The organism is Blautia parvula (assembly GCF_020215665.1).
GTDB classification, from domain to species: Bacteria; Bacillota; Clostridia; order Lachnospirales; family Lachnospiraceae; genus Blautia; species Blautia celeris.
On the sequence record NZ_CP084061.1, the window covers coordinates 525,188 to 552,154 of the forward strand.

Annotated in this window: 26 protein-coding genes; 25 read left to right on the plus strand and 1 reads right to left on the minus strand. The window is 44.3% G+C overall.

Features of this window, described 5'->3' with window-relative positions:
- The first annotated feature begins 27 nt into the window (after positions 1 to 27).
- The 25 genes from LC508_RS02555 to LC508_RS02675 all read left to right on the plus strand — a co-directional run bounded on the left by LC508_RS02555 (position 28) and on the right by LC508_RS02675 (position 25,716).
- Entirely contained in the window at positions 28 to 1,635 is a 1,608-nt protein-coding gene (locus tag LC508_RS02555) for a hypothetical protein (RefSeq protein WP_033142832.1), read from the plus strand.
- Positions 1,616 to 4,780, plus strand: coding sequence for a hypothetical protein (locus LC508_RS02560; RefSeq protein WP_103732635.1), 3,165 nt, complete (start codon positions 1,616 to 1,618; stop codon positions 4,778 to 4,780). Before LC508_RS02555 ends, LC508_RS02560 begins: the two co-directional genes overlap by 20 nt.
- 9 nt (positions 4,781 to 4,789) lie before the next feature.
- Positions 4,790 to 5,527 (plus strand): hypothetical protein, encoded by a 738-nt coding sequence (locus LC508_RS02565; protein ID WP_118594154.1) that lies wholly within the window; start codon positions 4,790 to 4,792, stop codon positions 5,525 to 5,527.
- Between the two features lie 262 nt (positions 5,528 to 5,789).
- Positions 5,790 to 6,458 (plus strand): hypothetical protein, encoded by a 669-nt coding sequence (locus LC508_RS02570; RefSeq protein ID WP_033142835.1) that lies wholly within the window; start codon positions 5,790 to 5,792, stop codon positions 6,456 to 6,458.
- A gap of 1,716 nt (positions 6,459 to 8,174) precedes the next feature.
- Positions 8,175 to 8,468 (plus strand): hypothetical protein, encoded by a 294-nt coding sequence (locus LC508_RS02575; protein WP_033142837.1) that lies wholly within the window; start codon positions 8,175 to 8,177, stop codon positions 8,466 to 8,468.
- 249 nt (positions 8,469 to 8,717) lie between these two features.
- The gene (locus tag LC508_RS02580) at positions 8,718 to 9,236 is read left to right on the plus strand and encodes a hypothetical protein (RefSeq protein ID WP_146051754.1); all 519 of its coding nucleotides are present in this window, start codon (positions 8,718 to 8,720) and stop codon (positions 9,234 to 9,236) included.
- 105 nt (positions 9,237 to 9,341) lie between these two features.
- Positions 9,342 to 10,157: an immunoglobulin-like domain-containing protein gene (locus tag LC508_RS02585; RefSeq protein ID WP_103732697.1), complete on the plus strand. Its 816-nt coding sequence runs from the start codon at positions 9,342 to 9,344 to the stop codon at positions 10,155 to 10,157.
- Between the two features lie 61 nt (positions 10,158 to 10,218).
- Complete coding sequence (locus LC508_RS02590) at positions 10,219 to 10,941, plus strand: CpsB/CapC family capsule biosynthesis tyrosine phosphatase (RefSeq protein WP_103732696.1); 723 nt, start codon at positions 10,219 to 10,221, stop codon at positions 10,939 to 10,941.
- A complete protein-coding gene (locus tag LC508_RS02595) occupies positions 10,934 to 11,629 on the plus strand; it encodes a CpsD/CapB family tyrosine-protein kinase (RefSeq protein WP_033142841.1) in 696 nt (231 codons plus the stop codon). The genes LC508_RS02590 and LC508_RS02595 overlap by 8 nt, the downstream gene beginning before the upstream one ends.
- 48 nt (positions 11,630 to 11,677) lie before the next feature.
- On the plus strand, positions 11,678 to 12,442 hold the full coding sequence (locus LC508_RS02600; protein WP_033142842.1) for a YveK family protein: 765 nt from the start codon (positions 11,678 to 11,680) through the stop codon (positions 12,440 to 12,442).
- Positions 12,420 to 13,214 carry a class B sortase gene (gene srtB, locus LC508_RS02605; protein WP_033142843.1) on the plus strand — a complete coding sequence of 265 codons (795 nt, stop codon included), beginning with the start codon at positions 12,420 to 12,422 and terminating at the stop codon, positions 13,212 to 13,214. The genes LC508_RS02600 and srtB overlap by 23 nt, the downstream gene beginning before the upstream one ends.
- Positions 13,204 to 14,211 carry an LCP family protein gene (locus LC508_RS02610; RefSeq protein ID WP_118594155.1) on the plus strand — a complete coding sequence of 336 codons (1,008 nt, stop codon included), beginning with the start codon at positions 13,204 to 13,206 and terminating at the stop codon, positions 14,209 to 14,211. The genes srtB and LC508_RS02610 overlap by 11 nt, the downstream gene beginning before the upstream one ends.
- A 502-nt stretch (positions 14,212 to 14,713) precedes the next feature.
- Positions 14,714 to 15,304, plus strand: a complete 591-nt coding sequence (locus LC508_RS02615) for an LPXTG cell wall anchor domain-containing protein (protein ID WP_052099637.1) — start codon at positions 14,714 to 14,716, stop codon at positions 15,302 to 15,304.
- A gap of 123 nt (positions 15,305 to 15,427) precedes the next feature.
- Positions 15,428 to 16,453, plus strand: a complete 1,026-nt coding sequence (rfbB, locus tag LC508_RS02620) for a dTDP-glucose 4,6-dehydratase (protein WP_033142846.1) — start codon at positions 15,428 to 15,430, stop codon at positions 16,451 to 16,453.
- Positions 16,454 to 16,493: 40 nt separating this feature from the next.
- Positions 16,494 to 17,675, plus strand: a complete 1,182-nt coding sequence (locus tag LC508_RS02625; protein ID WP_033142847.1) for a MerR family transcriptional regulator — start codon at positions 16,494 to 16,496, stop codon at positions 17,673 to 17,675.
- Positions 17,676 to 17,723: 48 nt separating this feature from the next.
- Positions 17,724 to 18,590, plus strand: a complete 867-nt coding sequence (gene rfbD, locus LC508_RS02630; RefSeq protein ID WP_033142848.1) for a dTDP-4-dehydrorhamnose reductase — start codon at positions 17,724 to 17,726, stop codon at positions 18,588 to 18,590.
- Between the two features lie 135 nt (positions 18,591 to 18,725).
- On the plus strand, positions 18,726 to 19,604 hold the full coding sequence (gene rfbA / locus LC508_RS02635) for a glucose-1-phosphate thymidylyltransferase RfbA (protein ID WP_033142875.1): 879 nt from the start codon (positions 18,726 to 18,728) through the stop codon (positions 19,602 to 19,604).
- Positions 19,605 to 19,724: 120 nt separating this feature from the next.
- Entirely contained in the window at positions 19,725 to 20,288 is a 564-nt protein-coding gene (locus LC508_RS02640; protein ID WP_052099638.1) for a VanZ family protein, read from the plus strand.
- An 83-nt stretch (positions 20,289 to 20,371) separates the two neighbouring features.
- Positions 20,372 to 20,719, plus strand: a complete 348-nt coding sequence (gene rplS, locus LC508_RS02645) for a 50S ribosomal protein L19 (protein WP_033142849.1) — start codon at positions 20,372 to 20,374, stop codon at positions 20,717 to 20,719.
- A 71-nt stretch (positions 20,720 to 20,790) separates the two neighbouring features.
- Entirely contained in the window at positions 20,791 to 21,363 is a 573-nt protein-coding gene (lepB, locus tag LC508_RS02650) for a signal peptidase I (protein ID WP_033142850.1), read from the plus strand.
- A 19-nt stretch (positions 21,364 to 21,382) separates the two neighbouring features.
- Positions 21,383 to 22,222 carry a ribosome biogenesis GTPase YlqF gene (gene ylqF / locus LC508_RS02655; protein WP_033142851.1) on the plus strand — a complete coding sequence of 280 codons (840 nt, stop codon included), beginning with the start codon at positions 21,383 to 21,385 and terminating at the stop codon, positions 22,220 to 22,222.
- A gap of 118 nt (positions 22,223 to 22,340) precedes the next feature.
- The gene (locus tag LC508_RS02660; RefSeq protein ID WP_103732120.1) at positions 22,341 to 23,099 is read left to right on the plus strand and encodes a ribonuclease HII; all 759 of its coding nucleotides are present in this window, start codon (positions 22,341 to 22,343) and stop codon (positions 23,097 to 23,099) included.
- A gap of 12 nt (positions 23,100 to 23,111) precedes the next feature.
- Positions 23,112 to 23,471 (plus strand): YraN family protein, encoded by a 360-nt coding sequence (locus LC508_RS02665; RefSeq protein WP_103732119.1) that lies wholly within the window; start codon positions 23,112 to 23,114, stop codon positions 23,469 to 23,471.
- A gap of 22 nt (positions 23,472 to 23,493) precedes the next feature.
- Positions 23,494 to 24,351, plus strand: coding sequence for a peptidoglycan editing factor PgeF (gene pgeF, locus LC508_RS02670; protein ID WP_103732121.1), 858 nt, complete (start codon positions 23,494 to 23,496; stop codon positions 24,349 to 24,351).
- Positions 24,352 to 24,480: 129 nt separating this feature from the next.
- Positions 24,481 to 25,716: a PcsB-like coiled-coil domain-containing protein gene (locus tag LC508_RS02675; protein WP_103732118.1), complete on the plus strand. Its 1,236-nt coding sequence runs from the start codon at positions 24,481 to 24,483 to the stop codon at positions 25,714 to 25,716.
- A gap of 83 nt (positions 25,717 to 25,799) precedes the next feature.
- Here LC508_RS02675 and LC508_RS02680 read toward each other — a convergent pair whose 3' ends face one another.
- Complete coding sequence (locus LC508_RS02680) at positions 25,800 to 26,966, minus strand: ribose-phosphate pyrophosphokinase (protein ID WP_033142855.1); 1,167 nt, start codon at positions 26,964 to 26,966, stop codon at positions 25,800 to 25,802.
- Position 26,967: the final 1 nt, after the last annotated feature.

Sequence of the window (26,967 nt, forward strand, 5' to 3'; positions counted from 1 at the left end):
TTTGACTATATAGGGAGGATATACATTATGGATAATATGAATTATGTGTTCTTAGAGGGTGGTACCGGAGTCAGAGTCGGTCTGGCAGTCTGTCACTTGGCTGACTGTAAAGCTTATGCATCAAAAGGAAAAGCAGAAGGGTGGAATATGGTATATGAGACCATGGATGCAGGTGCTGAAGAAATCGGTGAGATATTGAAGCTTTTGTCAGATGATGAGCAGTTGGATTTCTGTGATCCGTCCATTAACTTTGCATTTCTGAAGATGGCCGAGCGTGTCAAGAAAAAGCTGCAGGAAGAAGGTGATTTTTGCCTGGAGAAAGTGGCTCCGGAATGGTTTAAAAATGAGCTGCTTCTTACAAAGGAAGAATTGCAGAGAGATCTTCTTGGGGGGTATTACCGTGATCTTGTAATTGGCAGCATTGCGTCTGCTCTGGCAATGGACTGTGCAATGGAAACCCAAGAAGACAAAAAGGCAGGATTCCAGGCTATTGTAGATGCGGTTGTAGCCTCAAATAACAGATATGAGGTAAGAGTGGCATTTGCAGGATCAGGAATCGGTGGTGAAGGTCGTACTAACTTGTGTATGCATCCGGCCATGCTTAAGAAACTCTGTATTGAAAGCGTCATAAAAGAGCTACACATGCAATATAACGATGCAGAGACGTATGTGGAGAAGAATTTGAAGATTGCTGTCATCATGCTTGGAGGTGCATTTCGTTTTCCTGCAATTGAGGGGTTGGATCAGGATGTTGCAGGTCTGGTTGCCGGGACGCTTAGAAATTATCCGAAAGATTCTGCTGATGCGGTGAATCTGTTTTATCTACTGGAGCATGACTGTATGCCGGTACAAGCAGAGTTTCCTTCTGATTCTGGGCTGCAGTTTAAACATGCACATGCCATTGAGCTTGTAGCTGTAGCAATGATTGAGAATTTTTTTAATAGAACCACAGAAGAGGTAGAAAAAAGATGTCCCGTTATTCCACATTACTCTCTTCCAGGCAATTCACGGACAAATTGGGAGAATCTTGGCCTTCCTGATAGTTACCGTATGGCAATGAGTGCTCGTCTTCGGTTTGATGCTGCCTTGTTTTACTGGGTTCGTCCGCAACTAATCTTATCCTCTAAAGAGAGAAATGCAGGTAAGATTTATGATTCAGAGATACTAAGTAAGATGTTTGGCGGGAAAACAGGAAAACGATTGGAGTCTGCAATAGCGGATATTGGATTTGATGTGGACAGTAAGATGATAACCCCCCTCTCAGTTCTTTTGGATAAAGAGACAAGATGGCTTTCTTATCTTAGGGATGTGTGCCTAACAGGAAAGAATTGGGAGACTGGGGCAATGCCTGCAGAATCATTTGGAACAAGTCTTTTTCCTGTAGATCAGATAGATAAACTTTTGGAGCATACACATATTCGGTATGTGGGAGGAATGACAGGTTATAAGCTTGATGCACTGACAGATTGTCCAGAAAGTAACAGATATCATACGGGAATGACACTTGACAGAATCCGTTCACAGATAACATATACCAATCATGGAACACCCAGGGACTTTAAGGAAATCATGGGCGGGCTGTATGAGATGTGCAGTAAAGTAAAGGAGAAAAAATATGGCATTTTCGGAAAGTAGAGAGATAAATAGTGTCAGAAACAGCGAAGTAAATGGCTGCATGGATTTGGAAGGCATTACAATTCAGGAAACTGCTGATTTGATTATGACTGCTGCTTCCAGAGATAATACATATCAGAATGCAAAGAACATTTTAAATGTGTTTGGTAATATTAAAGCCTGGATGCTGAATGCCAATTGCGAGAATGAAAAAATTGCAAAGGCAAATATAAACCATATGAAAGTAATGTATACTTATTGGGCCGGAGCTATTTATAAAGGGTATAAGGTGGAATTTAGAACATATGCCTTTAACAAGGAGAATCCAATAGAAAACAGGTGTATCAATGATCTGAAAAAGATGAGTGGCTGGAGAGAGTCGTCGGAGGCTATACTGGAAATGGCAATTGGAGACCGTACGGTTGGTATTTTTGTTCCTGAATGGAAATGTTTTATTCCAGGAGCCAGTTTCTGTGAAGAATCTATCGACGGGGAAACTCCTGATGATTATTTGAATGCAAATCTCCACATAAAGAAACGCTGTAGGGCTATGTTGGGAAATTTAGTAGAAAATGGGACGGATGTAAAAGTTATCAAGGTACTTTTGGAGCAGCTCGGAGGAAATATTTCTCCAGAAGAACGCAGGATTTATGAAGGTGAAGTGGCAGAGATGCTTTCCGTTGATGTGACCACATATATAGAAAAGACAGCGTCAGGCGCCAATGCCGCAACTATATGCGGACATATGGGGACCAATCATGAGGAAAAACTCCTGAGCCGTCCGGTTTTGGTCAATACGGATGTAAACCCGGTTATCGGACCGGGTATGAAGCAAATTGGAAATAACTTTGTCGTTATTCCGCCCGTGATTCATGTGGACAAGATTAATGATTCGGAATATGCTTTTGGGGAACTGGATATGTATGGGATTCCTGAATGGATTGAGTATACAGCTGAACTGGATGGGAATCTATACCATCAGGTGTATGCTAAGGGTGATAAAGGGTTTAAAACGTGTCGCCCGCAGAACTATATAGATATGTCCTATATGATCCCGGAGGGAATTTTGAAAAAGTATAATTATCTTGTGCAGGATTCGGCAGCGGGTTCCCTGGGGCTGGACGAGGTGGATGTAGGTTGGAATGTTTATCCATATGACGATGAGACTAATGTGGCTAAGCTTGTTACTAAGCAGCATCCGGATGAGAAGTGTGAAATTCATCAGCGGACAGAGAAAATCACACGAATGGAGCTGTGCGATACCCATGGCAATATTCTGGGGACTATCTTTCCGGAAGTAAGAGCGGATTTTGAAAAAAAAGACAATATAGCTTATTTATCTCTGGACCCTGCGGGAGCAGTTAGCGTAAGGCTTATGACGCTTTCCGGTAGCGGTCGGTCAGGAGATATTTGCTATATGAATCTAATACATCCGGTGACACCGATGGCAAAAGGTGAACTGCATCGTGCGGTGGAGCGATGCCTGTTTCCTTTAGAAGGCAAAGGGACACATTTTGATTCTCTTTTGCAGAAGTTCTTTCCTAAAGGCTTTGGCGGATGGGCTGGATTAATGGTAGAAGGCAGAGTATGGCTGCCGGATCAGAATGCATTGTTTGATGCATTGAAGGCTTGTCCGGGTACAATGAGTGCTGCTATGACCGATTTAGGAGTTGTAAGCAATATGAAAGAGATGTTGACCCGTTCCAATTTGAGTCCAAAGGATAAGGAGTCCTGTATGTCAGCTTTGAAGTTATATATTGGTACCATGATTTTGGAAGGAGTTTTTGCTCTTGCCAAAGAGGGGTATGCAGTTAGGGCTGAAAATCTGAAAGTTTTAATCTCTTATCCTGAAAACGGCTCAGGGGAAGGTGTTACCAGATTAATAATACGCGCCATAAGAGGGGCTTTAAGCTTAGTTAACGAATATATGGTGCCGGATAATCAGTTGGTGGTTGATGAAAATGTATTCTTTTACTCAGAAAGTGAAGCAACTGCAGAGTGGCATAAAAATAATCCGCCTGGAAAAAGCTTTATGGGAAGAAATGTTGCAGCGGGAACTCCAGATTATGGACATTCCACTCACGATTATTCTCTCAGAGTAAATGATCATTTATATATGTTTTCCATTCCTTATGCTGCTCAATATATCACGAACGCTACCCTGGCGAAGGTTTATGATGGAAATGCATGTGCTCTGATGCGATGTTTTTTAGGCGGAAGTCAGGAACTTAAAATCAGGGCACTTGAGTCTATTGAGCAATCTATGGAGTCTTCACAGGGGAAGCTTTATGAACGACTCGGGTTTGTCCTTTCATTAAACAGGCTGTTTAGTAGTTGTGTTTTTAAAGTGACGGGAAGTAATGCAGATATTTTTCAGATGAAGGTTCAACAGATTACAGAGGCAAAACTTAATATTGCAATTCCTGCTTATGCTTATACGGTTATTCGTGCACTTAAGGACGGAGAACTTAAGCTTGACAGTAGTATAATATTGGCTCCGGTTGGAAAAGGATCTTTGGCAATAGATAATACTGTAGATGATTTTGAGCGGCGTTTTATTCAGCGTTTAAATAATCAGATTCAGTATATGATCAATAACGATGAAAAATTCCCGAAGAATACAGTTTTTACTGGGGTAATTCAGCTTCTTCCAAATAATGACAGGGAAAAAATCAGTGTTGCCCAGGGAATGATTGATATTGAAGAGAATAGTGGAGCAGATAGGTCAGGCTATATCTCTGTAATTCCTGATCCGATTGAGTATTATCTTGATCTGGCATATAGTGTAGATCAGTCCGGTATAGCTGCCAGGGAGGAAGTGAGCATAGAATTGGAGAAGTTTAATACTCCTGCAATGAGAGCAAGATATAATGCCATGCGGGAAGAGATTTATGATCAGGCATTTGATGCACTTGTCAACAGTTATAGATATGAACAGTTTGAGGAGAGTTTTAATCGTTGGGGATATACGGGTATTGAAGAGGGCGTAGCATACGATGAGGCAGGCATCCTGGATGATACAATTCGCACAATAGTAAAGCAACAGTTTCAAAACCTGGTCGCTGAATTGAAACAGTGCAGAAAAGAGCTCGTTATGTCTTGTCCCTACATCGAAAAGGAGATGATGTGCAGTGCCATGATTGACCTTGCAATTGAGAGATTGTGAGGTGAGAATATGTTTGAAGCAGCAGAAGGAGTAATTATAGGGGCTCAGTCAACCTCTTTAAGTGAGGACTCTTTATTTTGTGTTGTGTTGGTGATGATTCTGGTATTACAGATATTGCTTACGGCTGGCATGGTTATCATAATAATGAAACATATAGATTCTTCCAGAGACCTGAGAAATATACTAAGAAAAGTTGATAAAATGGAGGAAAAGCTTGCAAGGAATGCAGGAAAAAGACAGAAAGAAAAAACTTTTGTATCATACGGTAACGAGAATGATACTCCTCCCCTTGCAAATATATATTATCAGGAATCAACAGACAACATAGTGCAGAATTCGGATAGGCAAAAAAGCATGGAAACACAACCTGATTCTAGTAATCAGGTGATAAATGATCTGGCAGATAGATGTCAGTGTTGTGGTCTGTCTGTCAACGGTTCCGTTCACTACAATCCTGAGGGACCGGCAAAATTCGATGTAAAAGAACTGGAGGAAGCAGAATTCGTTCTACGCTCGGACATGACAGTTATACCTGTGAGTAGTAGCTTTTTGGGATATAATAATGATCAATATTATAGAAGCCGAGAGTTTTTCGTCGTATATGATTTTCAAGATAAAAATGGTAGAGATGTTGTTTGGCAGGAGCCAGTAAAGCTGGTTGCAGTCCAAAAACCGGCAGTTGTAGAAAAGATAGATAACGGTTACCAATTATTAAAAAAAGGCATTCTGATTGTTGAAAAAAAATAATTTTTTCATTACAGAGAAAATGTTGTAAAATTTTCTCTGTAATGATTATCTTTATTCATATTAAATCAAATCTCTGGTGAAAAAGCTGCTTTTTACACCATCTTTTTCGGCTCGGAATCGAATCCTAAGTATTAAATAAAATAATATATATTTTTTTTGTGGGATAATACTATTGTAAAAGAGGATTGATTGTGGTATTATGTCTTTGTTTGGAATCACTTATATAAAGTGAGCGTGTTTTAGAAAGAGAGTTGTATAGGTTATGATTATAAATTTAATGGAAATCATAAGACAGATTTCCAATGCGGATTACTGGTATCTTGCTGGACGTGATAAAGCACAACAAATATTTTCATTAGCATTGGAAGAAAAACTGTCAGACAATACTGAAGTGAATAGAAGGGTTATTGTTGATTGTAAAGATATTCCCCTGGCAACATCTTCTTTTATAGATGAATTGTTTTTTATCCATATTTTTGATTCAAATTGTCGTCATGGTAATTCTATATTAATTTTAAAAAATGTTAGTGATGAGCTTTATTTTAATCTGAAAATGGCTGTTGAAGGCAAAAAAGGATTAATTGAGGAAGCAAAAAAGAAAAATAAATTCTTTTTGACCATAGAGGATTTAAAAAAGTATAAGGAAAGCCATAGCAATGTTAGCAGCTGTCAAGTGGGAAGCCCCTATTTATTATGCGAGCGTAATGGGGGATTAGAAATCCTCGGTTTTTCAGAAGGCGAAAAACAAAAAGTGCTACTGGAAAATATTATACAAGGAGCCAGGTACACAACAAGTCTTTTGGCTTTAAAAGAAAATATTTCAAATACAGCTGCTGCAAACAGGCTGACACGCTTGTACGAGAAGAATCTGGTATTTCGCCAAATAAAGCCAGAGTCAGTTCCGGAAATCTATGAATATTTTTATTCTTGATATAAATAAATCAGCGCCTTTTTATGCCAACAGCAGAAGAATAAATCTAAAGGACAGTTTACAAAATCTCAAGCTCAAGATAAAACTTTTATATATCCCCCTCCCTTATGTATAATGAAACTAGCAAAACATTCTTGTATACTCAAGACGCAACAGGGGCAGGAGGTTTTATGGGGATACATAATTGCATTGCTGCTAAAGAATCATTACCGAAAAAATGTGGAACAATGGGAAAATTCATACCGGCAGATACCAGGCTGACATTTTGTCGTATAAAACACTAGAGGAAATGAAAGACAGCTTTCTCACAGTAAAAGGAGATTATGACGGTTTTTATGTGAGTGGAATTATACTTTATCATGCAATCCAGACCTTTGGTAAAAAGGGCAGAGATGTAGTGATTGGTTATTCCCCTATAGATATAAAGAATACATAAAGGATTTTCATCCAGAAAATGATATCAGTAAAAAATCAGCAGTTTATCATCAGAAGTTAGATTATTGAGATAAAATCCGGCATTGAAATGCGGAAATGCAATAATACAGAATTATGGGTAGATTAATTAAATTAGATTAATAAAAACGTCTGGGCATTCTTTATATTCTAAAGATTACTCAGATGTTTTTATATATGACTTTAATGTGTTGTTGCTCAAAGACAAGAAAGAATCGCAGGACAGACGTAAGCGATATATAACAACCTGTGTGCTCGAACTAGGGAACCCTACACAGTCAGGTTCTCAGGGGGGTTCTGTAATTCCAGGTTATCATCAATGATTCCAGAACACTTCTTTTGTATCAATGGACTCGATGGCGTCAGCTGTTCTATGCCTGTGAGCTCATCTTTGGAATACGGCATATACAGGAGCAGGGTATACAGATATTTGAATGCGTTCAGGTTGTTTGCCCTTGCTGGTTCGATAAAGCTCATTACGATGGTGGTCACTTTGGCACATTCCATGGTTAAGGGGGTAATTCACTGCTATCCAGGGCCAGAATTTAGTCCAGACAGGCGCCTCTTCTAAAGACGTTTCTGCTTACGCTCTTCAGCCGCAAGGTCTTTAAACAGACGTTCTTTAAAAACAGGCGGTTACAAAAGGTAACACCCTTTACAGTTGGTAGGAGGGATATATCATCTGTCGCCCCTTCCGCTGGTTTATCCATAGTCTGTTCGGAATGGATATCCAAAAGATTCAGGAATTTCTGCCGTTCCTTTGGGAATGTTTCAAAAAATTTCCTGCGGCAGTGAGCTATGCAGCATACCTCAACGATATCCAAGGTGCGTCCATATGCGGTTCTGTAAGCAATTGACTCGTGTGCCTGTGGTTTATAGTAGTGTCTTGAAATCCAGTGGTATACAGGGTAAGGTTGGCGCCTGTGATAGATAAAATAGGCTGTATGGTGGAGTAACGGTAACTGACTTTACCATGTCGGAAGAGCTGATTGCCGGAGAAACCTCTCCATCTTATGAACGAAATCGGACAGGTATTTTGAGATACTTTTCCCTAAAGGCTCTACACGGATCATATTCGAACCAACATATTTTTTTGAAAATTGGGTACATAATTTGCTGAATATCTTCGGTAATTAAAAGAAAGAACTAACCGTTTAATTAATATCCGCTTAGACGCTATCTTTCAGTTGCACCTTTTCAAATTTAAATGTAAAATACAATAAAGATATCAGCAATAAATTATACCTAAGAGAGGAATCGCACATGAGCAACGCAGCGGAAACCGTTACTATAGACAATCTCTGGCAAGCAATCACATCCCACCAGGGAGAAACCTTCTACACAAAGAAAATGCTCCCCTTTACCTATACCATCAAAGGCGGCGAGATGTTCACAGACCGCAGAGAGCGCTCCATCACCAGGAGCACCTTTGAAAACGCATACAAAAAAATAAAAAATGCCCCCGACAAAATCACCGGCCCCAAAGCATTGAACATGTACGGCGCCCCATATGTGTGGGCAGTTTTGGCAAAGGTGACAGATATTTGCCAATCATAACCGATACATTCCTATACCTTTAAAAATCATTTTACCATATAAAAATAAGCCAACAAACTCATAAGTGAGGTATTAAAAACCATGCCCGGCTACATCATCCACTTAACCGCAGCGAATTTTTTCCTAAATTCGCTGCCATTTTCACACCCGTTAAATCAGCCAAAAGCCAAAAACGCCTTCCTGGTCGGCAATTTACTGCCCGACACCGTTAAAGACAAATTCCAATCCCATTTCCGAAGCCCTGACACCTTGCAGGAAATTGTCCAATATCCCATACTGTCCAAATTTCTTGATAAATACCGTGACCTTCTCCCGGATCCAAGCGTCCAGGGTTATCTCTTCCATCTATACACAGACTACCGTTTTTTCACGGAATACATGCCCCGCATTGTGCGTTTTACAGACATTCAAGGCAGGTATACCACAAAGAAAGACGACATCGTCTGGGCTCAAATTCAGAAAACCAAGAAAAAAGTAAAGGCAGCAGACTTCTTCTCCGAAGACTATTATTACGGTGATTACACCCGCATGAACACATGGCTGGTCATCCATTACAGACTTCCTCTCCAGATGGATGTCAATATAAAAAATCCCGGCATTTCTGAGGTAGTATATTCCGATATTTCAGAAATCCTGGAGGAACTGAAGTCCTATCTGCTGATGCCTCCGGAAGCGGCAGATGATCTTGCTGTTTTTAATAGGAAGGAACTTCTCAATTACATTTACTCCATTGCCAACCCAAAAGAATTAAAAAAAGTAATTGATTAATGATTTATGTAATGTTAATATAATAATGTTGTTTGAAATGGGAAAGAATAGAAATGATGGCAACACTTTCTTATTTTAAATATATACGAGAGGAATGGAAAGAAGATGAAAAAAGGATTAATTGCAGCAGCAATTATTGTATGCATCGGAATTACCGCCGGTACCGTATTTCTGGTACTTAATCGGGACAAGACAGCACCGGAGATAAAAGTTCCTGGGGACAATACGCTGACTTATGTGGCGGGGCAGGATAAGAAGCTTCTTCTGGAAGGCATCACGGCAGTGGATGACAAGGACGGGGATGTATCAGATACCCTTATGGTGGAATCCGTAAAACCAACTGCTGACGGAACCCAGGCTGAAGTAACCTATACGGCAATGGACAACAGCCGCAATGTTACAAAAAAGAAACTTATGGTAAATTATCAGGCTTCCGGTGAAACAGCACCGGCGGACAGCGGCCAGGCTCCGGAAGGAACGGAGGAAGGCCAGGAAAGCGGGGAAGCAGGAACAGAAGCGCCGGCTCCCGAAGGGGAAACAACAGGTGAAGGTACGGGAGAGGGCGAAGCTGCCCCGGCAGATCCGTCTGCCGACCCGGCTGCCCAAGAGCAGCCTCCTCAGGAAACTGCAGGCGGTGCAGAGGCAGCGGAGGCGGCGATTGCACAGCTTCCGGCCGGCAGCCCACAGTTTCGTCTGAATGAATATGAAGTGACGCTGCCTGTGGGAAGCAAGTTTGATTACAGTACATATATTCAGGATATCACCGACGATAAAGATGACAGAAGCACCCTTTTCAGACAGATTCAGCTGCAGAATCCGGTGGATACCAATACACCGGGAACCTATGAAGTAGTGTATTATGTTGTCGACAGCGATGGAAATCAGTCAAATACTGCCATTTTAAAGGTAAATATCCAGTAGACAAACAGAGGACTTTCCTTTATAATGGTGGGTGAATTTATGGTAAAGGTGGATAAGATTATTGATTATAGACACACACTGCCACATTTTGCCCGGTGTAGATGACGGAGCAAAAAATGCGGACGAAACACGCAGGATGCTGCGAATGGCGTTTAAGGACGGCATCGATGAAATTATTGCTACACCACATTTTAACTGCGACATGGACGCGTCTGTGTTGGAAAAAAGGATGGGAGCCTATCTGCGTACCTGTAAGTACGCAAAGGAAATGAATCCAAAAGCCAGGATATATCTCGGAAACGAGTTGTATTACAGTGAGGGAGTGGTGGATGCCCTTGACAGAGGCGATGCGCTGACTCTGAATCAGACAAAGTATGTTTTGGTAGAATTTCCTGTTTATTCGGAATTCCGCTATATACGGCAGGCTGTGCAGAATCTGCAGTATGCCGGATATCTGCCTGTGATTGCTCATATTGAGCGCTATCAGGGCATGAAGAAAGAAGAACAGGTTGCAGAGCTGGCCGGAATGGGAGCCTGCATGCAGGTTAATGTTTCCAGCGTTATGGGTAAAGCAGGCTGGAGTACAAGATGGTATTTATTAAAATTAATGAGGCACGGACTCATTCATGTACTGGGCACAGATGCCCACGGTGCGACACACAGACGCCCGGAGATGAGAGATTGCCTTTCTTACATAGATAAAAAAATCGGAAAGACATACCGTGAGGAAATCAGCACAATAAATCCGTCAAGAATTATCAGAGGAGAATACATAAGTGGATAAGTTAGAAATCAAAGGAGAAATTTCATTATCAAGCCGGGAACGTGAAGTTTACCGTACCTTGAGAACCAACCTGGAATTTACGGGTGTGGAGAACCGGGTCATTGCAGTCACAAGCTGTACACCGAATGATGGAAAGAGTACAGTCGCTTACAATCTGGCGCTGGCGCTGGCAGAGAGCGGCAGGAATACACTGCTCATCGATGCGGATATGAGAAAATCCGTAATGGTTCACCGTTTGAAACTGGAAGGTGCTGTTAAGGGACTCAGCCATTATCTTTCCGGCCAGGCTGAATTGGGAGATGTGGTATATGGAACGAACAAGAGGAATCTTTTCCTGGTTCCAACGGGAATTTTCCCCAGCAACCCTACAGAGCTTTTGGGAAATGAGAGACTGCTGAAACTGCTCACAGGTCTGAAGAACACATTTGATTATATTATCATTGATACGCCACCTCTCGGAAGCGTTATCGATGCAGCGGTTATCGCTCAGGTGTGTGACGGATCCATTCTGGTTCTGGCAGCGGATAATTCCTCCAGGTCAGAGGCGAAAGGTGTGGTCGGACAGCTGAAGGCAGCTAACAGCAACCTTCTGGGTGTTGTTCTTAACAAGGTGGATGTACATACAGGAAGCTACTACGGCAAGAAGTATGGCGGGTATTATGGAAATAAATACGGCGGATACTATTAAAATCAACAAGACACCGTAAGAAAAATTTTGCAATGAAAGAGGAACAAAATGAATAATAAAGAATACGATGACGAAATGGAGATTGATTTAGGTGCCCTGTTCCATGTACTGATACGGAAATGGTGGCTGATCGCCATCTGTGCGATTATGGGCGGAGTGATCGCATTAGGCGGTACAGCGCTCCTTATCACGCCTAAGTATGAATCAAAAGCGCAGCTTTATATTTTAAATAAGACGACAAGTGTTACATCCCTGGCAGATATTCAGATTGGTAGTGAACTGACAGCCGACTTTGAGGTGATCGCCACCAGTAAGCCGGTTATTGATGCCGCTATTGAACGCATCAAAGAGGAAGAGGACAAAACATTTTCCAGAAAAGAGATACTGGATGTTCTGACTGTAGTAAATAAATCCGGTACACGAATTCTGGAAGTGAAAGCTATAGATGAGAATCCGGCAGATGCCTGTATCATCGCAAATGCAGTTGCCGAGGAAACAGCAGACAGAATGGCAAGTATTATGAAATCTGACCCGCCTACAACTGTGGAGAGCGCGGAGGTTTCAGAAAAACCTGTCAGCCCCAGCCTGCTGAAGAATACCGCTATCGGTATTTTGCTGGGTATCCTGCTTGTGTGCGGCGTGCTTACCGTGAGGTTTATCATTAACGACAATATCAAGACAGAAGAAGATGTTGAGAAATATCTTGGTCTTTCCACACTGGCGATCGTTCCCTATGTGAAAGGCAAGGATAAGAAGAAAGAGGAGCTTCGCAAATTGAAAGAGGCAGACAATGGAAAAGAAAAGAAGAAGTAAATTATTCTGGGTATTTTTGATCATATTTCTGGCAGCCGTGGCTTTTGCTGTATATTACTATACCAGTCAGCAGAAGAAAGAAGAAGTATATGATAAGCTGAAAGAAAGCAATAAGACAGAAGAGACAAAGGATACTGAAGAACCGAAACAGGAGCCGGCAAAGGAAGCGGCAGCAGAGCCGGAGAAAGAGCCTGTGGAGATTCCCATTGATTTTGCAGAGCTGCAGAAAATGAACCCGGAAATCTATGCATGGATACGGATTCCCGGCACAGAAGTGGATTATCCTATTGTGCAGCGGCCCGAGGATGACGCCTACTATCTGGATCACACGATAGAGGGCGAAGAGGGACTGCCCGGATCTATTTACACGGAATCCCTCAACAAAAAAGATTTTACGGACAAGAATACAGTGATATACGGACATAATATGAAAGACTGTACCATGTTCGGCGGCCTGAAGGATTATAAGGACAGTGCTTATATGGATGAGCATTCAGAGGTGTATATTTATACACCGGAGCACATTTTTACTTATAAGATTTTTGCGGCGGTTACTTATGACAGCAGACATATTATGGTGGCTTTTGATTTTACCCAGGAAGAGCAGTTCCAGGCGTATCTGGATTCACTCAGCCAGGTGAGAAATATGGCATCCTATATCAATACAGACATTCCGGTCACAACATCTGACCGAATTATTACAATGTCAACCTGCAATGGAAATAATGATCAGCGTTTTCTTGTAGAGGCGGTACTGATAGATGAAAAGTAAAGAAAAAAAGAGACTGGTTGTGATAGTTTCTGTACTGATCCTTCTGCTGCTGACTCTGGCTGTGGTGGTTTATGTTGTGAAAAATAACAGCAGAGCAAAGACAGTTGCGGACAATATGGAGAAAAGCACAGGCGCATCCGTTTCCCAGGCCAGCGATGATACCATCACTTATAATGGCCAGAAATATGAGTATAATAAAAATCTTACAAATATTTTATTCATGGGTGTGGATAAAAAAGAAACGGTTACTCTGAAGGACACGCCGGGAGTAGCAGGACAGGCGGATTGTGTTATGATCATATCTTTGGATAAGGAGACACAGACAGCGCGTATTCTGCAGATATCCAGGGATTCCATGACAGATATTGATATCTATGACGCAAACGGCAATTATTATACCTCCGTAAATGCGCAGCTTGCCACCCAATATGCCTACGGCAATGGGGAGCAGAGCAGCTGCTGGGCCATGAAGAAGACGGTATCGGAGCTGCTTTTTGATTTGCCGATAGACGGCTATGTGTCGTTGAATATTGACGCGATCAGCACAATGAACGACGCAGTGGGCGGTGTGGAGATCACCATACCGGAAGATTATACGATGATTGACCCTGCGTTCGTAAAAGGTGAGACTGTGAAACTGACAGGAGAGCAGGCGGAGAAATATGTGCGTTACAGGGATACGGATGTACAGGGCAGCAATAATGGGCGTATGCAGCGCCAGGTGCAGTATATTCCGGCTCTGATCTCCTCCCTGAGGAATAAAGTCGGCGCGGCCGGTGATTACTATGAGGCGTTTTATCCGGTGATCAAGCCGTATCTGGTGACAGACCTGAATGCTGACCAGATTAACGATTTAGCCCGCTATCAGCTTGGTGACAGCGAAACCCAGTATGTTCCGGGAGAAGCCGTTGCAGGCGCGGAACATGAAGAGTTTTATGTGAATGATGAAGAATTACAAAAAATGTTGATAGAAACGTTTTATACATTGCGAAAGTAGATGAAAATATACCCGTAATCCCACTAATATCAAGGGATTGCGGGTATGTTCATTTTTGACAAAGTGTGAATCGGTTTTTTGAAACAACATCTGCGCTTATCGGTGAAGGTCCTTTTAAAGCGGAAACGGACAGTTTTGCATCCGCCGTTCATAATAAATTTGGGGGAAATGGCATGACTGAAATTTTCTGAAAATTATCACCGAATCAAAGGTCAGAGCGTCGTACTGCCTCTTCGGTCCAGGAGTGCGGCCTGCATAAATGCGGAAAAAACTAGAAGAAATTTCACTTGAATCCATATATATACCGCCTATGAACTGCTGGAACACAATATATCCCCGGCGAGGCGGCAGCTGGTCCGAAACATGAGAAGTTTTATATAAATGATGAAAAATTAAAAAAAATATTGATAGAAATGTTTTACAAATTACGAAACTAGTGTTATAATAACTTCAAGCTTGTTAAATGTAATAAAGCAAGAAGAAACAAAAGGAGGATTTTATCATGAAGAAACTTATTGCTTTAGTGTGCGCAGCTGTTATGACTGTTAGCTCAGCCGTTGCAGTATTCGCACAGCCAAGTGTACAGGTTACAGGTGTTGTAACCAAAGCTCAGGCAGCTACAGATGCCAACGGTAACGCAGTTACTGTTGAGATCAAGGCAGTTCCTGACGAGTACAAAGAGGCCGTTGAGAACGTTAAAAAAGAGGAAACTCTGAAAGAGGTTCTTGGCGCTGACTTCAAAGAAGGCATGCAGGTTGTAGATGTAAAAGACATCTCTGTTCCGGACGGAACAACATTCCCTGTAACCATCACATTTGAAGTAGCTGGTGTTACAGAAGGTTCTTCTGTTGCAGTTCTGCACTACAACGGAAGCGCTTGGGAGAAGGTAGAAGCAAAAGCTGGTGCTGGTACAATCACAGCAACCTTCACATCTCTGTCTCCAGTAGCATTTGTTGTTGACAAAGACGCAGCAGCAAAAGCATCCACATCACCTAAAACAGGCGAAACAAACGTTATGATGTGGACAGGTATCGTAGCTGTTATTGCAGTAGCTGGAATGGCTGTTACATACAAAAAAAGAAAAGAAGCATAATTTTTAATGCTTAGGAACCCGGGCGAAAGCCTGGGTTCTTTTTTTCTGAAAAAACCCTTGACAGTGACCTTACGTCACCCCTTATAGTAACCTTATCAGAGAAAAAGCAAAGGAGAATACCACATGAAAGTATTAGTAACAGGCGGTGCCGGTTTTATCGGAGGAAACTTTGTACATCACATGGTGAATAAATACCCGGATTATGAGATCGTAAACCTGGATCTGCTCACCTACGCCGGCAATCTGGAAACTTTGAAACCAGTGGAAGATAAACCGAATTACAAATTTGTCAAAGGTGATATTGCGGACGAACCGTTTATTATGGATCTGTTTGAGAAAGAAAAATTTGATATTGTAGTGAATTTCGCGGCAGAGAGCCATGTAGACCGTTCCATTGAAGACCCGGGCATTTTTGTGCAGACCAATGTTATGGGAACAAGAGTGCTGCTGGATGCCTCTAAAAAATATGGTGTAAAGCGTTACCATCAGGTATCCACCGATGAAGTTTACGGGGATCTGCCCCTTGACAGACCGGACCTGTTCTTCACAGAGGAAACACCGATTCACACTTCAAGCCCCTATTCCTCCTCAAAGGCCAGCGCCGATTTATTTGTACTTGCTTATTACAGAACCTTTGGACTGCCGGTGACCATTTCCAGATGTTCCAACAACTATGGTCCCTATCATTTTCCGGAAAAACTGATTCCGCTGATGATCAGCCGCGCCCTGGCAGATGAGGAGCTTCCGGTATACGGAAACGGTGAAAATGTGAGAGACTGGCTGCATGTGTCAGACCACTGCGAAGCGATTGATCTGATCATCCATAACGGAAGAGTCGGTGAGGTTTACAATGTGGGCGGACATAATGAGAGAACAAATCTTCAGGTTGTACAGACAATTCTCAAAGCCTTGAATAAACCGGAAAGTTTGATCAAATATGTCAAAGACCGTCCGGGACATGACATGAGATATGCCATTGACCCGACAAAACTGGAAACAGAGCTGGGATGGAAGCCGAAATATAACTTCGACACAGGAATTGCACAGACCATACAGTGGTATCTGGACAATGAGGACTGGTGGAAACATATTCTCAGCGGCGAATATTCCAACTATTTTGATAAAATGTACGGAGAGCGCCTGGCTTAAGCGCGCGGCAGGATAGAAGCAGACGGAAGGGAGGGATTTTGTGGCGCATTATTATACCACCGGGGAGTTTGCCCGGATGGCTCATGTGACAATCCGAACCATACGGTATTATGATAAGAAAGGTCTTTTAAAGCCCAGTTTTGTCAATGAATCGGGATACCGCATGTATTCCGATGAAGATTTTCTGAGACTCCAGAAAATCCTCTCCCTGAAATATCTGGGATTTTCATTAAAAGAAATATCAAATATGACCATACATGATACCAGTTCCGATATTCTGGAATCCCTGAAGATGCAGATCGATTTGGTGCAGAAGAAGATTGAGAATATGAACCAGATGGAGCACGCCCTGCAGAATACCATGCAGATTGTTCAGCAGACAAACCAGATTGACTGGAATGAGATCCTCAATCTGATCCATCTGACCGATATGGAGAAGATGCTGGTGGAGCAATATAAAAACGGAGCCAATTTAAATATCCGCATTTCCCTCCACGAACGGTATTCCTCCAACCCCCAAGGGTGGTTTGCTTGGCTCTGCGAACAGATCGATCTGGACCAGGTGAAAAATGTCCTGGAAGTGGGATGCGGCAACGGGCAGCTCTGGAAACACGCACCTGATGCGGTGCTGCAGGGAAAATATATCTGCCTGTCTGACGCTTCGGGCGGAATGGTGCACGATGCTGCAGTGAACATTGGAAACGAGAGAAAGAAGTATTTTGATTTCAGAGTTCTGGACTGTCAGAAGCTTCCATTTCCGGACGGGCACTTCCAGCGGGTGGTTGCCAATCATGTGCTTTTCTATGTACAGAACATAGCAAAAGCTCTGGAAGAGAACAGCCGTGTATTGAGTGAGGACGGCATCTTTTACTGCAGCACCTACGGGACGGGGCATATGCATGAGATCACAGAGCTGGTGAAGGAGTTTGATCCCAGGATATCTCTGTCAGAGGTGGCCCTCTATAAGCTGTTCGGGCTGGAAAACGGACAGAAGCTGTTGGAGCCGTATTTCTCCTCTGTGGAGAAACGTATGTACGATGACAGTCTGTGGGTAGATAAGCCGGAGCCGCTGCTTGATTATATTTTGTCCTGTCATGGGAACCAGAGTGAACTTCTCTATCCCAGACAGAGAGAGTTTAAGCAGTTTTTGGAGGAGAAGATCCAAAGAGACGGAGGCATCTCCATCAGTAAAGAAGCGGGGATTTTTATTTGCAGGAAATAAATCGTCTCTGCCGGGTATAACGGGCAGGGAAAAGAAAGGATGAAGGTTATGAGAGTTTTAGTGACAGGTGTAAAGGGACAGTTGGGACATGACGTAATGAACGAGCTGGCTAAGAGAGGCCATATAGGCGTTGGCGTGGATGTGGAGGAGATGGATATCACAGATCCCCAGGCATGCAGAAAAGTGATCGGGGAGGCGGATGTGGAAGCTGTTGTCCACTGTGCTGCCTACACGGCTGTGGATGCTGCAGAGGATAATGTGGAGGTCTGCCGCAAAGTCAATGCTTACGGTACAGAGAACATTGCGAAAGTATGCCGGGAGCTGGGTCTGAAAATGATGTATATCAGCACGGACTACGTGTTTGACGGGGAGGGCACAAGACCCTGGGAACCGGATGATGAGAGAGATCCGCTGAATGTGTACGGGCAGACCAAGTATGAGGGTGAAGTGGCAGTGACAGACCATGTGGAGAAATTCTTCATCGTGAGGATCGCCTGGGTCTTTGGCGTGAACGGCAAAAATTTTATCAAGACCATGCTGAATCTGGGCAAGAAACACACGGATATCAATGTGGTGGAAGATCAGATCGGTTCTCCGACCTATACTTATGATCTGGCTGTTCTGCTTGTGGATATGATCGAGACAGAAAAATACGGCTTTTATCATGCCACAAATGAAGGTCTCTGCAGTTGGTTTGAATTTGCTTCTGAAATCTTCCGTCAGGCGGGCATGAACGTAAATGTACATCCTGTAAGCTCTGAGGAGTTCCCGGCAAAGGCAAAAAGACCTCATAACAGCAGGATGAGCAAGGATAAACTGGAGGCAAACGGCTTTAACCGCCTTCCTGCATGGCAGGATGCCCTGGCGCGTTACCTGCAGACCGATGAGCTGCAGAAACTGCTCCACGAAAATTAAAAAATGCGGGATTCACGTGCTTTTTGACCGGAAAAAATATACTTGCGCAGCCGGGTCTGCGCAAGTAATGCGCTGCCTGTGCATAAGAGCAGGTGCCGGAAATCTAAAATACAGGAAGAAACAGAGGTACAGAGTATGAAGGGAATTATTTTAGCAGGCGGATCAGGAACAAGACTGTATCCACTGACCAAGGTGACATCAAAACAGCTTTTACCTATCTATGATAAACCTATGATCTATTATCCGCTGTCCGTACTTATGGAGGCGGGAATCAGAGAGATACTGATCATTTCCACACCGGAGGATACTCCCAGGTTTGAGGCTCTTTTGGGAGATGGGCATCAGTTTGGCATTGAACTGTCCTATGCGGTACAGCCAAGCCCGGACGGACTGGCACAGGCATTTGTCATCGGTGAGGATTTCATCGGAGATGACGGTGTTGCCATGATCCTGGGTGACAATATTTTCTACGGACACGGACTGAAAAAGAGACTGTGCGCAGCGGCAGCCCGTACAGAAGGAGCTACCGTGTTCGGTTATTATGTGGATGATCCGGAGCGGTTTGGAATCGTGGAGTTTGACAGTGAGGGCAAGGCGGTTTCCATTGAAGAGAAACCGGCACAGCCAAAGTCCAATTACTGTGTCACTGGCCTTTACTTCTATGACAATAAGGTGGTGGAGTATGCCAAGAATCTGAAGCCGTCCGCAAGGGGAGAGCTGGAGATCACGGATTTGAACAGGATCTATCTGGAGCAGAACGAGCTGAACGTGGAACTTCTGGGCCAGGGATTTACCTGGCTGGATACAGGAACACATGAGTCTCTGGTGGAGGCAACTAATTTCGTAAAGACCATGGAAGACCATCAGCACAGAAAAATTGCCTGCCTGGAGGAGATCGCTTACCACAATAAATGGATTTCCAGGGAAGAGGTCATAGAGGCATATGAGGTTCTGAAAAAGAACGAGTACGGTGCCTATTTAAAAGATGTACTGGACGGAAAATATCTGGTATAGTAACCGCGCTGGCTGCCTCGGGATTTTCCGCGGGACAGTGGCGTGTGAACAGGAAATAGAAAGTATTCCAAGTGCCGCGGCGGTTTTTGCCATAGTCTGACAGAGTGGGAGTACATGGGTATGGGACAGTATACAGGCGAACTGATACACTATTTAATAAGAGATATCGCGGATGTGGGGAAATACTTTTTTGCAGGACTTGCCGCATTTTTTGCGGCTGGCCTGACGATTTCTCTGCTGACAAAAGTCCGGGGACAGAATGAGGGACAGCGCAGGCGCTTTTTAGGCGCGGCAGTTCTTGCGGGATATCTGTGTATGCTTCTGTTCATCACATTTTTGTCAAGAGAACCGGGCAGCAGGGACGGGATTGACTGGATGCCTTTCAGTACCCTTGGCAGTGGGCCGCGCGGGGATGCTTTTGTCCTGGAAAATGTCCTGCTGTTTGTTCCGTTTGGTGTATTGCTGCCCGTGGTCTCCGTGAAAATGAGGCGGGTTTGGAGTACATTATGTATGGGATGTGCAGTCAGTCTGTCCATTGAACTTTTCCAGTTCCTCACAAAAAGAGGATATGCCCAGACAGACGATGTGCTCACCAATGTGCTGGGGACGATTTTGGGGTATGCCGGTTATGCAGTATTTTGCCGCTGCAAGAAAAAAATACTTGCAATCTCGCAGCACTCATAGTATAATTATACTCGTTGTAAAAAAGAGATGGTCCTCTGCTGCACACTGCATTAAGAACATCCAGAGTATAAGGAGAAAAGATTATGAACGAAATCATCAAAAACATCGAAGCTGCTCAGATGAAAGCAGAAGTTCCGCAGTTTAATGTGGGAGATACCGTAAGAGTACACGGTAAGATCAAAGAGGGTAACCGCGAGAGAATCCAGATTTTTGAAGGCGTTGTGCTGAAAAAACAGGGTGGAAGCAATCGTGAGACCTTCACTGTAAGAAAGAATTCCAACGGAATCGGCGTTGAGAAAACATGGCCGCTGCATTCCCCCAATGTGGAGAAAGTGGAAGTGATCAGACGCGGTAAAGTAAGACGTGCAAAACTGAACTACTTAAGACAGCGCGTTGGTAAAGCAGCTAAGGTAAAAGAATTAGTAAAATAATAATGTTTAGAAAACAGGGACACATACTTATGTATATGTCCCTGTTTCTAAATGGATAAGAGGATGCTGCCATGAAGAAAAAAGAAAGTAAAGGACCGGAGTTTTCCAAAGACGGCCATGTGCGCCCTCTGCTCATATGGGTATTCGAGATCGCAGTGGTTCTTGTATTAGCTGCAGTGGTATCCATTTTTTTCTGCCAGACCATTGTCATGCAGGAGGGCGGCATGGAACCCACACTGGCTACGGGAGACAAGGTATTGATCAATAAAGTGTCATACAAGCTGGGCGAGCCGGAGAGGGGCGATATTGTGGCCTTTAAGAAGGACGCCAAGCAGCATTCCAGTATGCATGTAAAGCGCATCATCGGTCTGCCGGGTGAGACGGTGCAGATTAAGGACGGGCTGATCCTGATCAATGGGGAGACTTATATGGAGAAGAAGGATTTTCCAAAAATCAGCAATCCCGGACTGGCAGAGACACAGATCACACTGGGAAAAAACGAATATTTTGTACTTGGAGACAACCGGAACAACAGTGAGGACAGCCGTTTTGCCGAGGTGGAAAATGTAAAGCAGAAATATATTGTGGGCAAAATATGGCTGAGAGTTTCTCCTTTTGGAAAATTCGGCCTCATCAAGAGCTGACAGACAGAGAGGAACAATTATGAATTATCAATGGTATCCCGGGCACATGACGAAAGCAAAGCGCATGATGCAGGAGAATATAAAGCTGATCGATCTGATCATTGAGGTGGTGGATGCCAGAATCCCCGTTTCCAGCAGAAATCCTGATATCGACGAGCTGGGCAAAAATAAAGCCCGGCTGATTCTGCTGAACAAATCGGATCTGGCAGACGAGCGGCAGAATGAAAAGTGGACCCAGCACTTTACGGAGAAAGGGTTCTTTGTCGTGAAGGCAAATTCCAAAAGCGGGGCAGGCATCCGCCAGGTGCTTCCTGTGATCATGGAGGCCTGTAAGGAAAAAATAGAGAGAGACAGGAAAAGAGGCATTCAGAACCGTCCGGTCAGAGCTATGGTAGTGGGGATTCCCAATGTGGGGAAATCCACATTTATCAATTCCTTTGCCGGAAAAGCCTGTACAAAGACCGGCAATAAGCCGGGTGTGACAAAAGGAAAGCAGTGGATACGCATCAATAAAAATGTGGAGCTTCTGGATACACCGGGCATTCTCTGGCCAAAATTCGAGGACCAGAGCGTAGGCGCCAAGCTGGCTATGGTGGGCTCCATAAAAGATGAGATTCTGAATCTGGAGGAACTTTCCCTGGAGCTTCTGGGATATCTCCATAGAGATTATGAGGGTATTTTAAAAGAGCGCTATGACGTGGAGGAATCCGAGGACCGCCTGAAAATGCTGGAGGCCATTGCCGTAAACAGAAACTGCCTGCAGAAAGGCAGCGAGCTGGATTATGGAAAAGCATCCAACATTCTGCTGGAGGAGTTCCGGAACGGAAAAATCGGCAGAATTACGCTGGAACAGGTGTGAAACCCGCAGCCGGCCATTAAATCCGTTTTACAGTGGGCCGGGTCAGCGCAGCAAATGCGCAGATCTGTCTGTACTGCTGCAGCGGGGTGTTATTGAAAAACAAAGGATGAGACAGAAGATGAAAAGTATTCAGGAAATCCGTACAGAATTTCAGAATGCAGCGGAAACAGAGCTGGATGATCTGTGCGCTCTTTATCTGGAGGATGAGCGGAAAGGTGTGCAGGCCCTGATCGGGAAGGCCAGAAAACAGCAGGAAAAGCTGGAGGCGGAGCGTGCACGTATTGAAAAAATGAAAGCCTATGAGTATCAGTATGAGCATCTGGGCTATGTCTGCGGCATCGACGAAGCCGGAAGAGGCCCTCTTGCAGGTCCTGTGGTTGCCGGAGCCGTGATCCTTCCAAAAGACTGCAGACTGCTCTATTTAAACGATTCCAAGCAGCTCTCCGAGAAGAGGCGGGAGGAGCTGTATGATGTGATCATGGAAGAGGCAGTCAGTGTTGGCGTGGGATATGCAGGGCCTGCCAGGATTGACGAGATCAATATTCTGCAGGCAACCTATGAAGCCATGCGGGAGGCGGTATCCAAACTCACAGTCCGGCCCCAGATCCTGTTAAATGATGCGGTGACCATACCGCAGATGTATATTCCCCAGGTTCCTATTATAAAGGGCGATGCCAAAAGTATTTCCATTGCCGCTGCCAGTATTATCGCCAAGGTGACCAGGGACCGGCTTATGAGGGAGTATGACAAGGTGATGCCGGAATACGGGTTTGCCTCCCATAAAGGATACGGAGCGGCGTCCCATATAGAGGCGATCAGGAAATACGGGCCATCTCCCATTCACCGTGCCACTTTTATCAGGAATTTTATAGACTGAGGATGACAAAATATGAAAAGATCCGCAAGAGAGACAGGAACGTGGTATGAAGAGAACGCTGCCCGGTATCTGGAGCAGCAGGGTTACAAGATTCTGGAGAAGAACTTCCGCTGCCGGCAGGGTGAGATCGATCTGATCGCCATGGACGGGGAGTACCTTTGTTTTATTGAGGTGAAATTCCGGGAGAACGCTGACTGCGGCGGTCCGTTTCTTGCAGTGGATAACAAAAAACAGCGCCGGATATGTCATACGGCGCTGTTTTATCTTATGGAAAGAGGACTGCCGGAGGACACAGCCTGCAGGTTTGATGTGGTGGGGATCACGCCGGATGAAACGGTGCTTATAAAGGATGCGTTTTTATACCACATATAAAGAAAAAAGGGAGGACACAGATATGGAAATTCATTGGAAATCCGAGACAGAAAATCATATGAAGATACATGAAACAAATGGTGTCACATACCTGACATTCCAGGCTTTTGAAGAGCTTCCGGGCATTGTGCATGGATTTTCCACCAGACTGGGCGGGGTGAGCCGGGGCGACTGCGCTTCCATGAACCTGAGTTTTTCCAGAGGCGACCGCGAGGAGGATGTGAGGGAAAATTACAGAAGGCTTGCCGCCGCGGTAGGATTTTCACCGGAACAGATTGTCTGCTCTGACCAGACACATACCACGAATGTACGTGTGGTCACAGAGGCGGACAGAGGCAAAGGGTTTGCCGCTGACCGGGACTACACGGATGTTGACGGGCTTGTGACAAATGTACCGGGACTGGTGCTTGCCACATTTTATGCGGATTGTGTCCCCCTGTATTTTGTGGACCCCGGGAAGCGGGTTATCGGCCTATCCCATTCCGGCTGGAAGGGAACAGTGGGCAGGATCGGTAAGGTGACTGTGGAGACCATGCAGAGGGAATACGGCTGCAGGCCGGAGGATATTCTGGCGGCTATAGGGCCTTCCATCTGTCAGGAATGCTATGAGGTGAGTGAGGACGTGGCAGAACAGTTTATGAGCGCGTTTCCGGCTTCAGAACACGGGAAGATACTGATAAACAAAGGTCATGGCAAGTATCTTCTGGATCTCTGGGCAGCCAATGCGCTGATCTTTGCTGAGTCGGGTATTCTTCCTGCTCATATTTCTTATCCGGGAATCTGTACCTGCTGTAATCCTGACTTTTTATTCTCCCACAGAGCCAGTAAGGGAAAAAGGGGGAATCTGGGAGCTTTCCTCGGATTGTGCGAAATCAATTGACTTAATGCATAAATTTCAGGGTTGTTTTTTTGTGAATATTACATAGTTGTTACAAAAAACGTAAAAAAGCTTTGCATTTAGTAATCTATGTGTTATAATTATGCTCGTAATAAAAAAGGAGCTTAGAATATGAGAAATAAAAAATGTACAAGCTTATTTTTGACATTCCTGATTGCAAGTCTTACCATAACTCCGGTATACGCGTCTGCAACACAGAAAAAGATTACAGAAGCGGAACAGCAGAAAACTGAGACACAGAGTAATTTGAACGCCTCACAGGATAAGATCAGCTCTCTGGAAGCCAAAAAAGGTGATCTGGAGGCATACCTTACGGAGTTAAACCAGCAGCTTACGGACCTGAGTAAGAACCTCTCAGATTTACAGGAAAAGTCAGATGCTAAGCAGGCAGAGTTACAACAGATCGAGAAAGAACTGGATGATGCGAAAGCCCGCAGGGAAGAGCAGTATGAGAGCATGAAGCTTCGGATTCAGTACATGTATGAGAACGGCAATGATTCCTACATGACTATGCTGACAGAGGCAAAGGACTTCACTGATTTCCTGAACAAGGCAGAGAACATTATGCAGCTTACAAAGTACGACCGGAAGATGCTGGACCTCTACAAAGAGACACAGCAGGAGATTGAAGACAAAGAAGCCGGTGTAAAAAAAGAGCAGGAAGCGCTTGAAGAACTGAAGCAGGAAAGTATGGACAAGCAGGCGGAGGTATCCGACCTGGTGAGAAATACAACCAAGCAGATCGATACATATAGTTCACAGATTGACAGTGAACAGAGCGCGGCAAAAGAGCTGCTGGAGAAAGTGAATTCCCAGGAAGCCGTGATTGACAGCTTGATGAAGCAGCAGAAGGATGAGGAAGCGGCAGCAGCGCTTGCAGCGCAGAAAGCAGCCCAGGAGGAAGCAGCAAGAAAGGCACAGCAGGAGGCCGCAGAACAGCAGGCAGCCGCACAGCAGAGTGCCTCACAGGAATCCTCTGAGAGCTATAATGATGTACAGGAAGAGACTTCTTCCGATACAGAGACATCACAGGAGATCACAGAACAGGAAGATACCTCCTCTGATGATTCTCAGGGAAAATATCTGGGCAGGTTCAGACTGACCGGATATTGTAACTGTGCCCTATGTCATGGACAGGGATACACAGCCAGCGGAACTGTTCCCCAGGCGGGAAGGACTGTTGCCATGAATGGTATTCCGTTTGGAACAAAGCTTCTGATTAATGGAGGCGTCTATGTAGTGGAAGACAGAGGAGTACCTTACGGTAATGTGGATATCTATCACGATACCCATGACCAGGCACTTTCCTTTGGTGTGGGATATGCAGATGTATATCAGTTAAATTAAAAAAGACCTCCGTACAGGCGTTTGGATACGCTGTGTACGGAGGATTTTTTTGCTTTTCGACGTGCCGAAAACCGTGTGCGGATTTATGAGAAACGGTTCAGCAGCATATTGATTTTCTTCGTTGTAGAGCGGACTTTTTCCACAGACAGGTCATGGTTCAGAATGTCCATAATACTTGCAAGATATTTGCTCATATCTGCTTCCAGATAATAAGGACGGTTTAAAAGGTCCGGATTTCTGTAGTTCAGGTTGGTGGTGATGACGCGGTAAATATACCCTTTTTCATAATATTCATCAAATTTTTCCAGGCCGTCAGTGAAGAGTCCGAATGTGGTACAGACAATGACACGCCTTGCTTTCCGGTCTTTTAACTGTTTTGCCACATCCAGCATGCTTTCCCCTGAGGAGATCATGTCGTCAATGACGATCACATCTTTTCCCTCCACGGAGTCACCTAAGAACTCATGGGCCACAATGGGGTTCTTGCCGTTTATGATGGTAGAGTAATCGCGGCGTTTGTAGAACATACCCATATCCACGCCGAGGATATTGGAAAAATACACAGCCCTCTGCATGGCGCCCTCATCCGGGCTGATGATCATCAGATGCTCATTGTCAATCCTGAAGTTGTCGATGGACGCGCACAGGGTTTTCAGGAACTGATAAGTGGGCATAAAGTTGTCAAAACCGGACAGGGGAATAGAATTCTGCACCCGCGGATCATGTGCGTCAAAGGTGATGATATTGGATACCCCCATCTGCACCAGCTCCTGCAGTGCCAGCGCGCAGTCCAGGGATTCCCTCTTGCTTCTCTTGTGCTGACGGCTTTCGTATAGGAAAGGCATGATCACGTTGATCCTGTGCGCTTTTCCCGTAGCAGTGGCGATGATCCTTTTTAAATCCTGGTAGTGGTCATCCGGAGACATGTGGTTGACATGTCCGCTGACTTTATAGGTCAGGCTGTGGTTGCATACATCTACCATAATAAAGAGGTCCGTGCCGCGCACGGATTCATTGATGATGCCCTTCGCTTCACCTGAGCCAAAGCGTGGACACTTGCAGTCAAGAAGAAAAGTATCTGCTGTGTAGCCGCGGAAATTAAGTCCGGACTGATTGTGAGAATCTAATTCCTTTCTGAATTGTACCAGATGGGAATCCACCTGCTGGGCCAGCTCTTTGCAGCTGTCCAGGGCTGCTATTTTAATAGGTGCCACCGGAATGGACTTCTCCAATAAACTGATATTGACCATA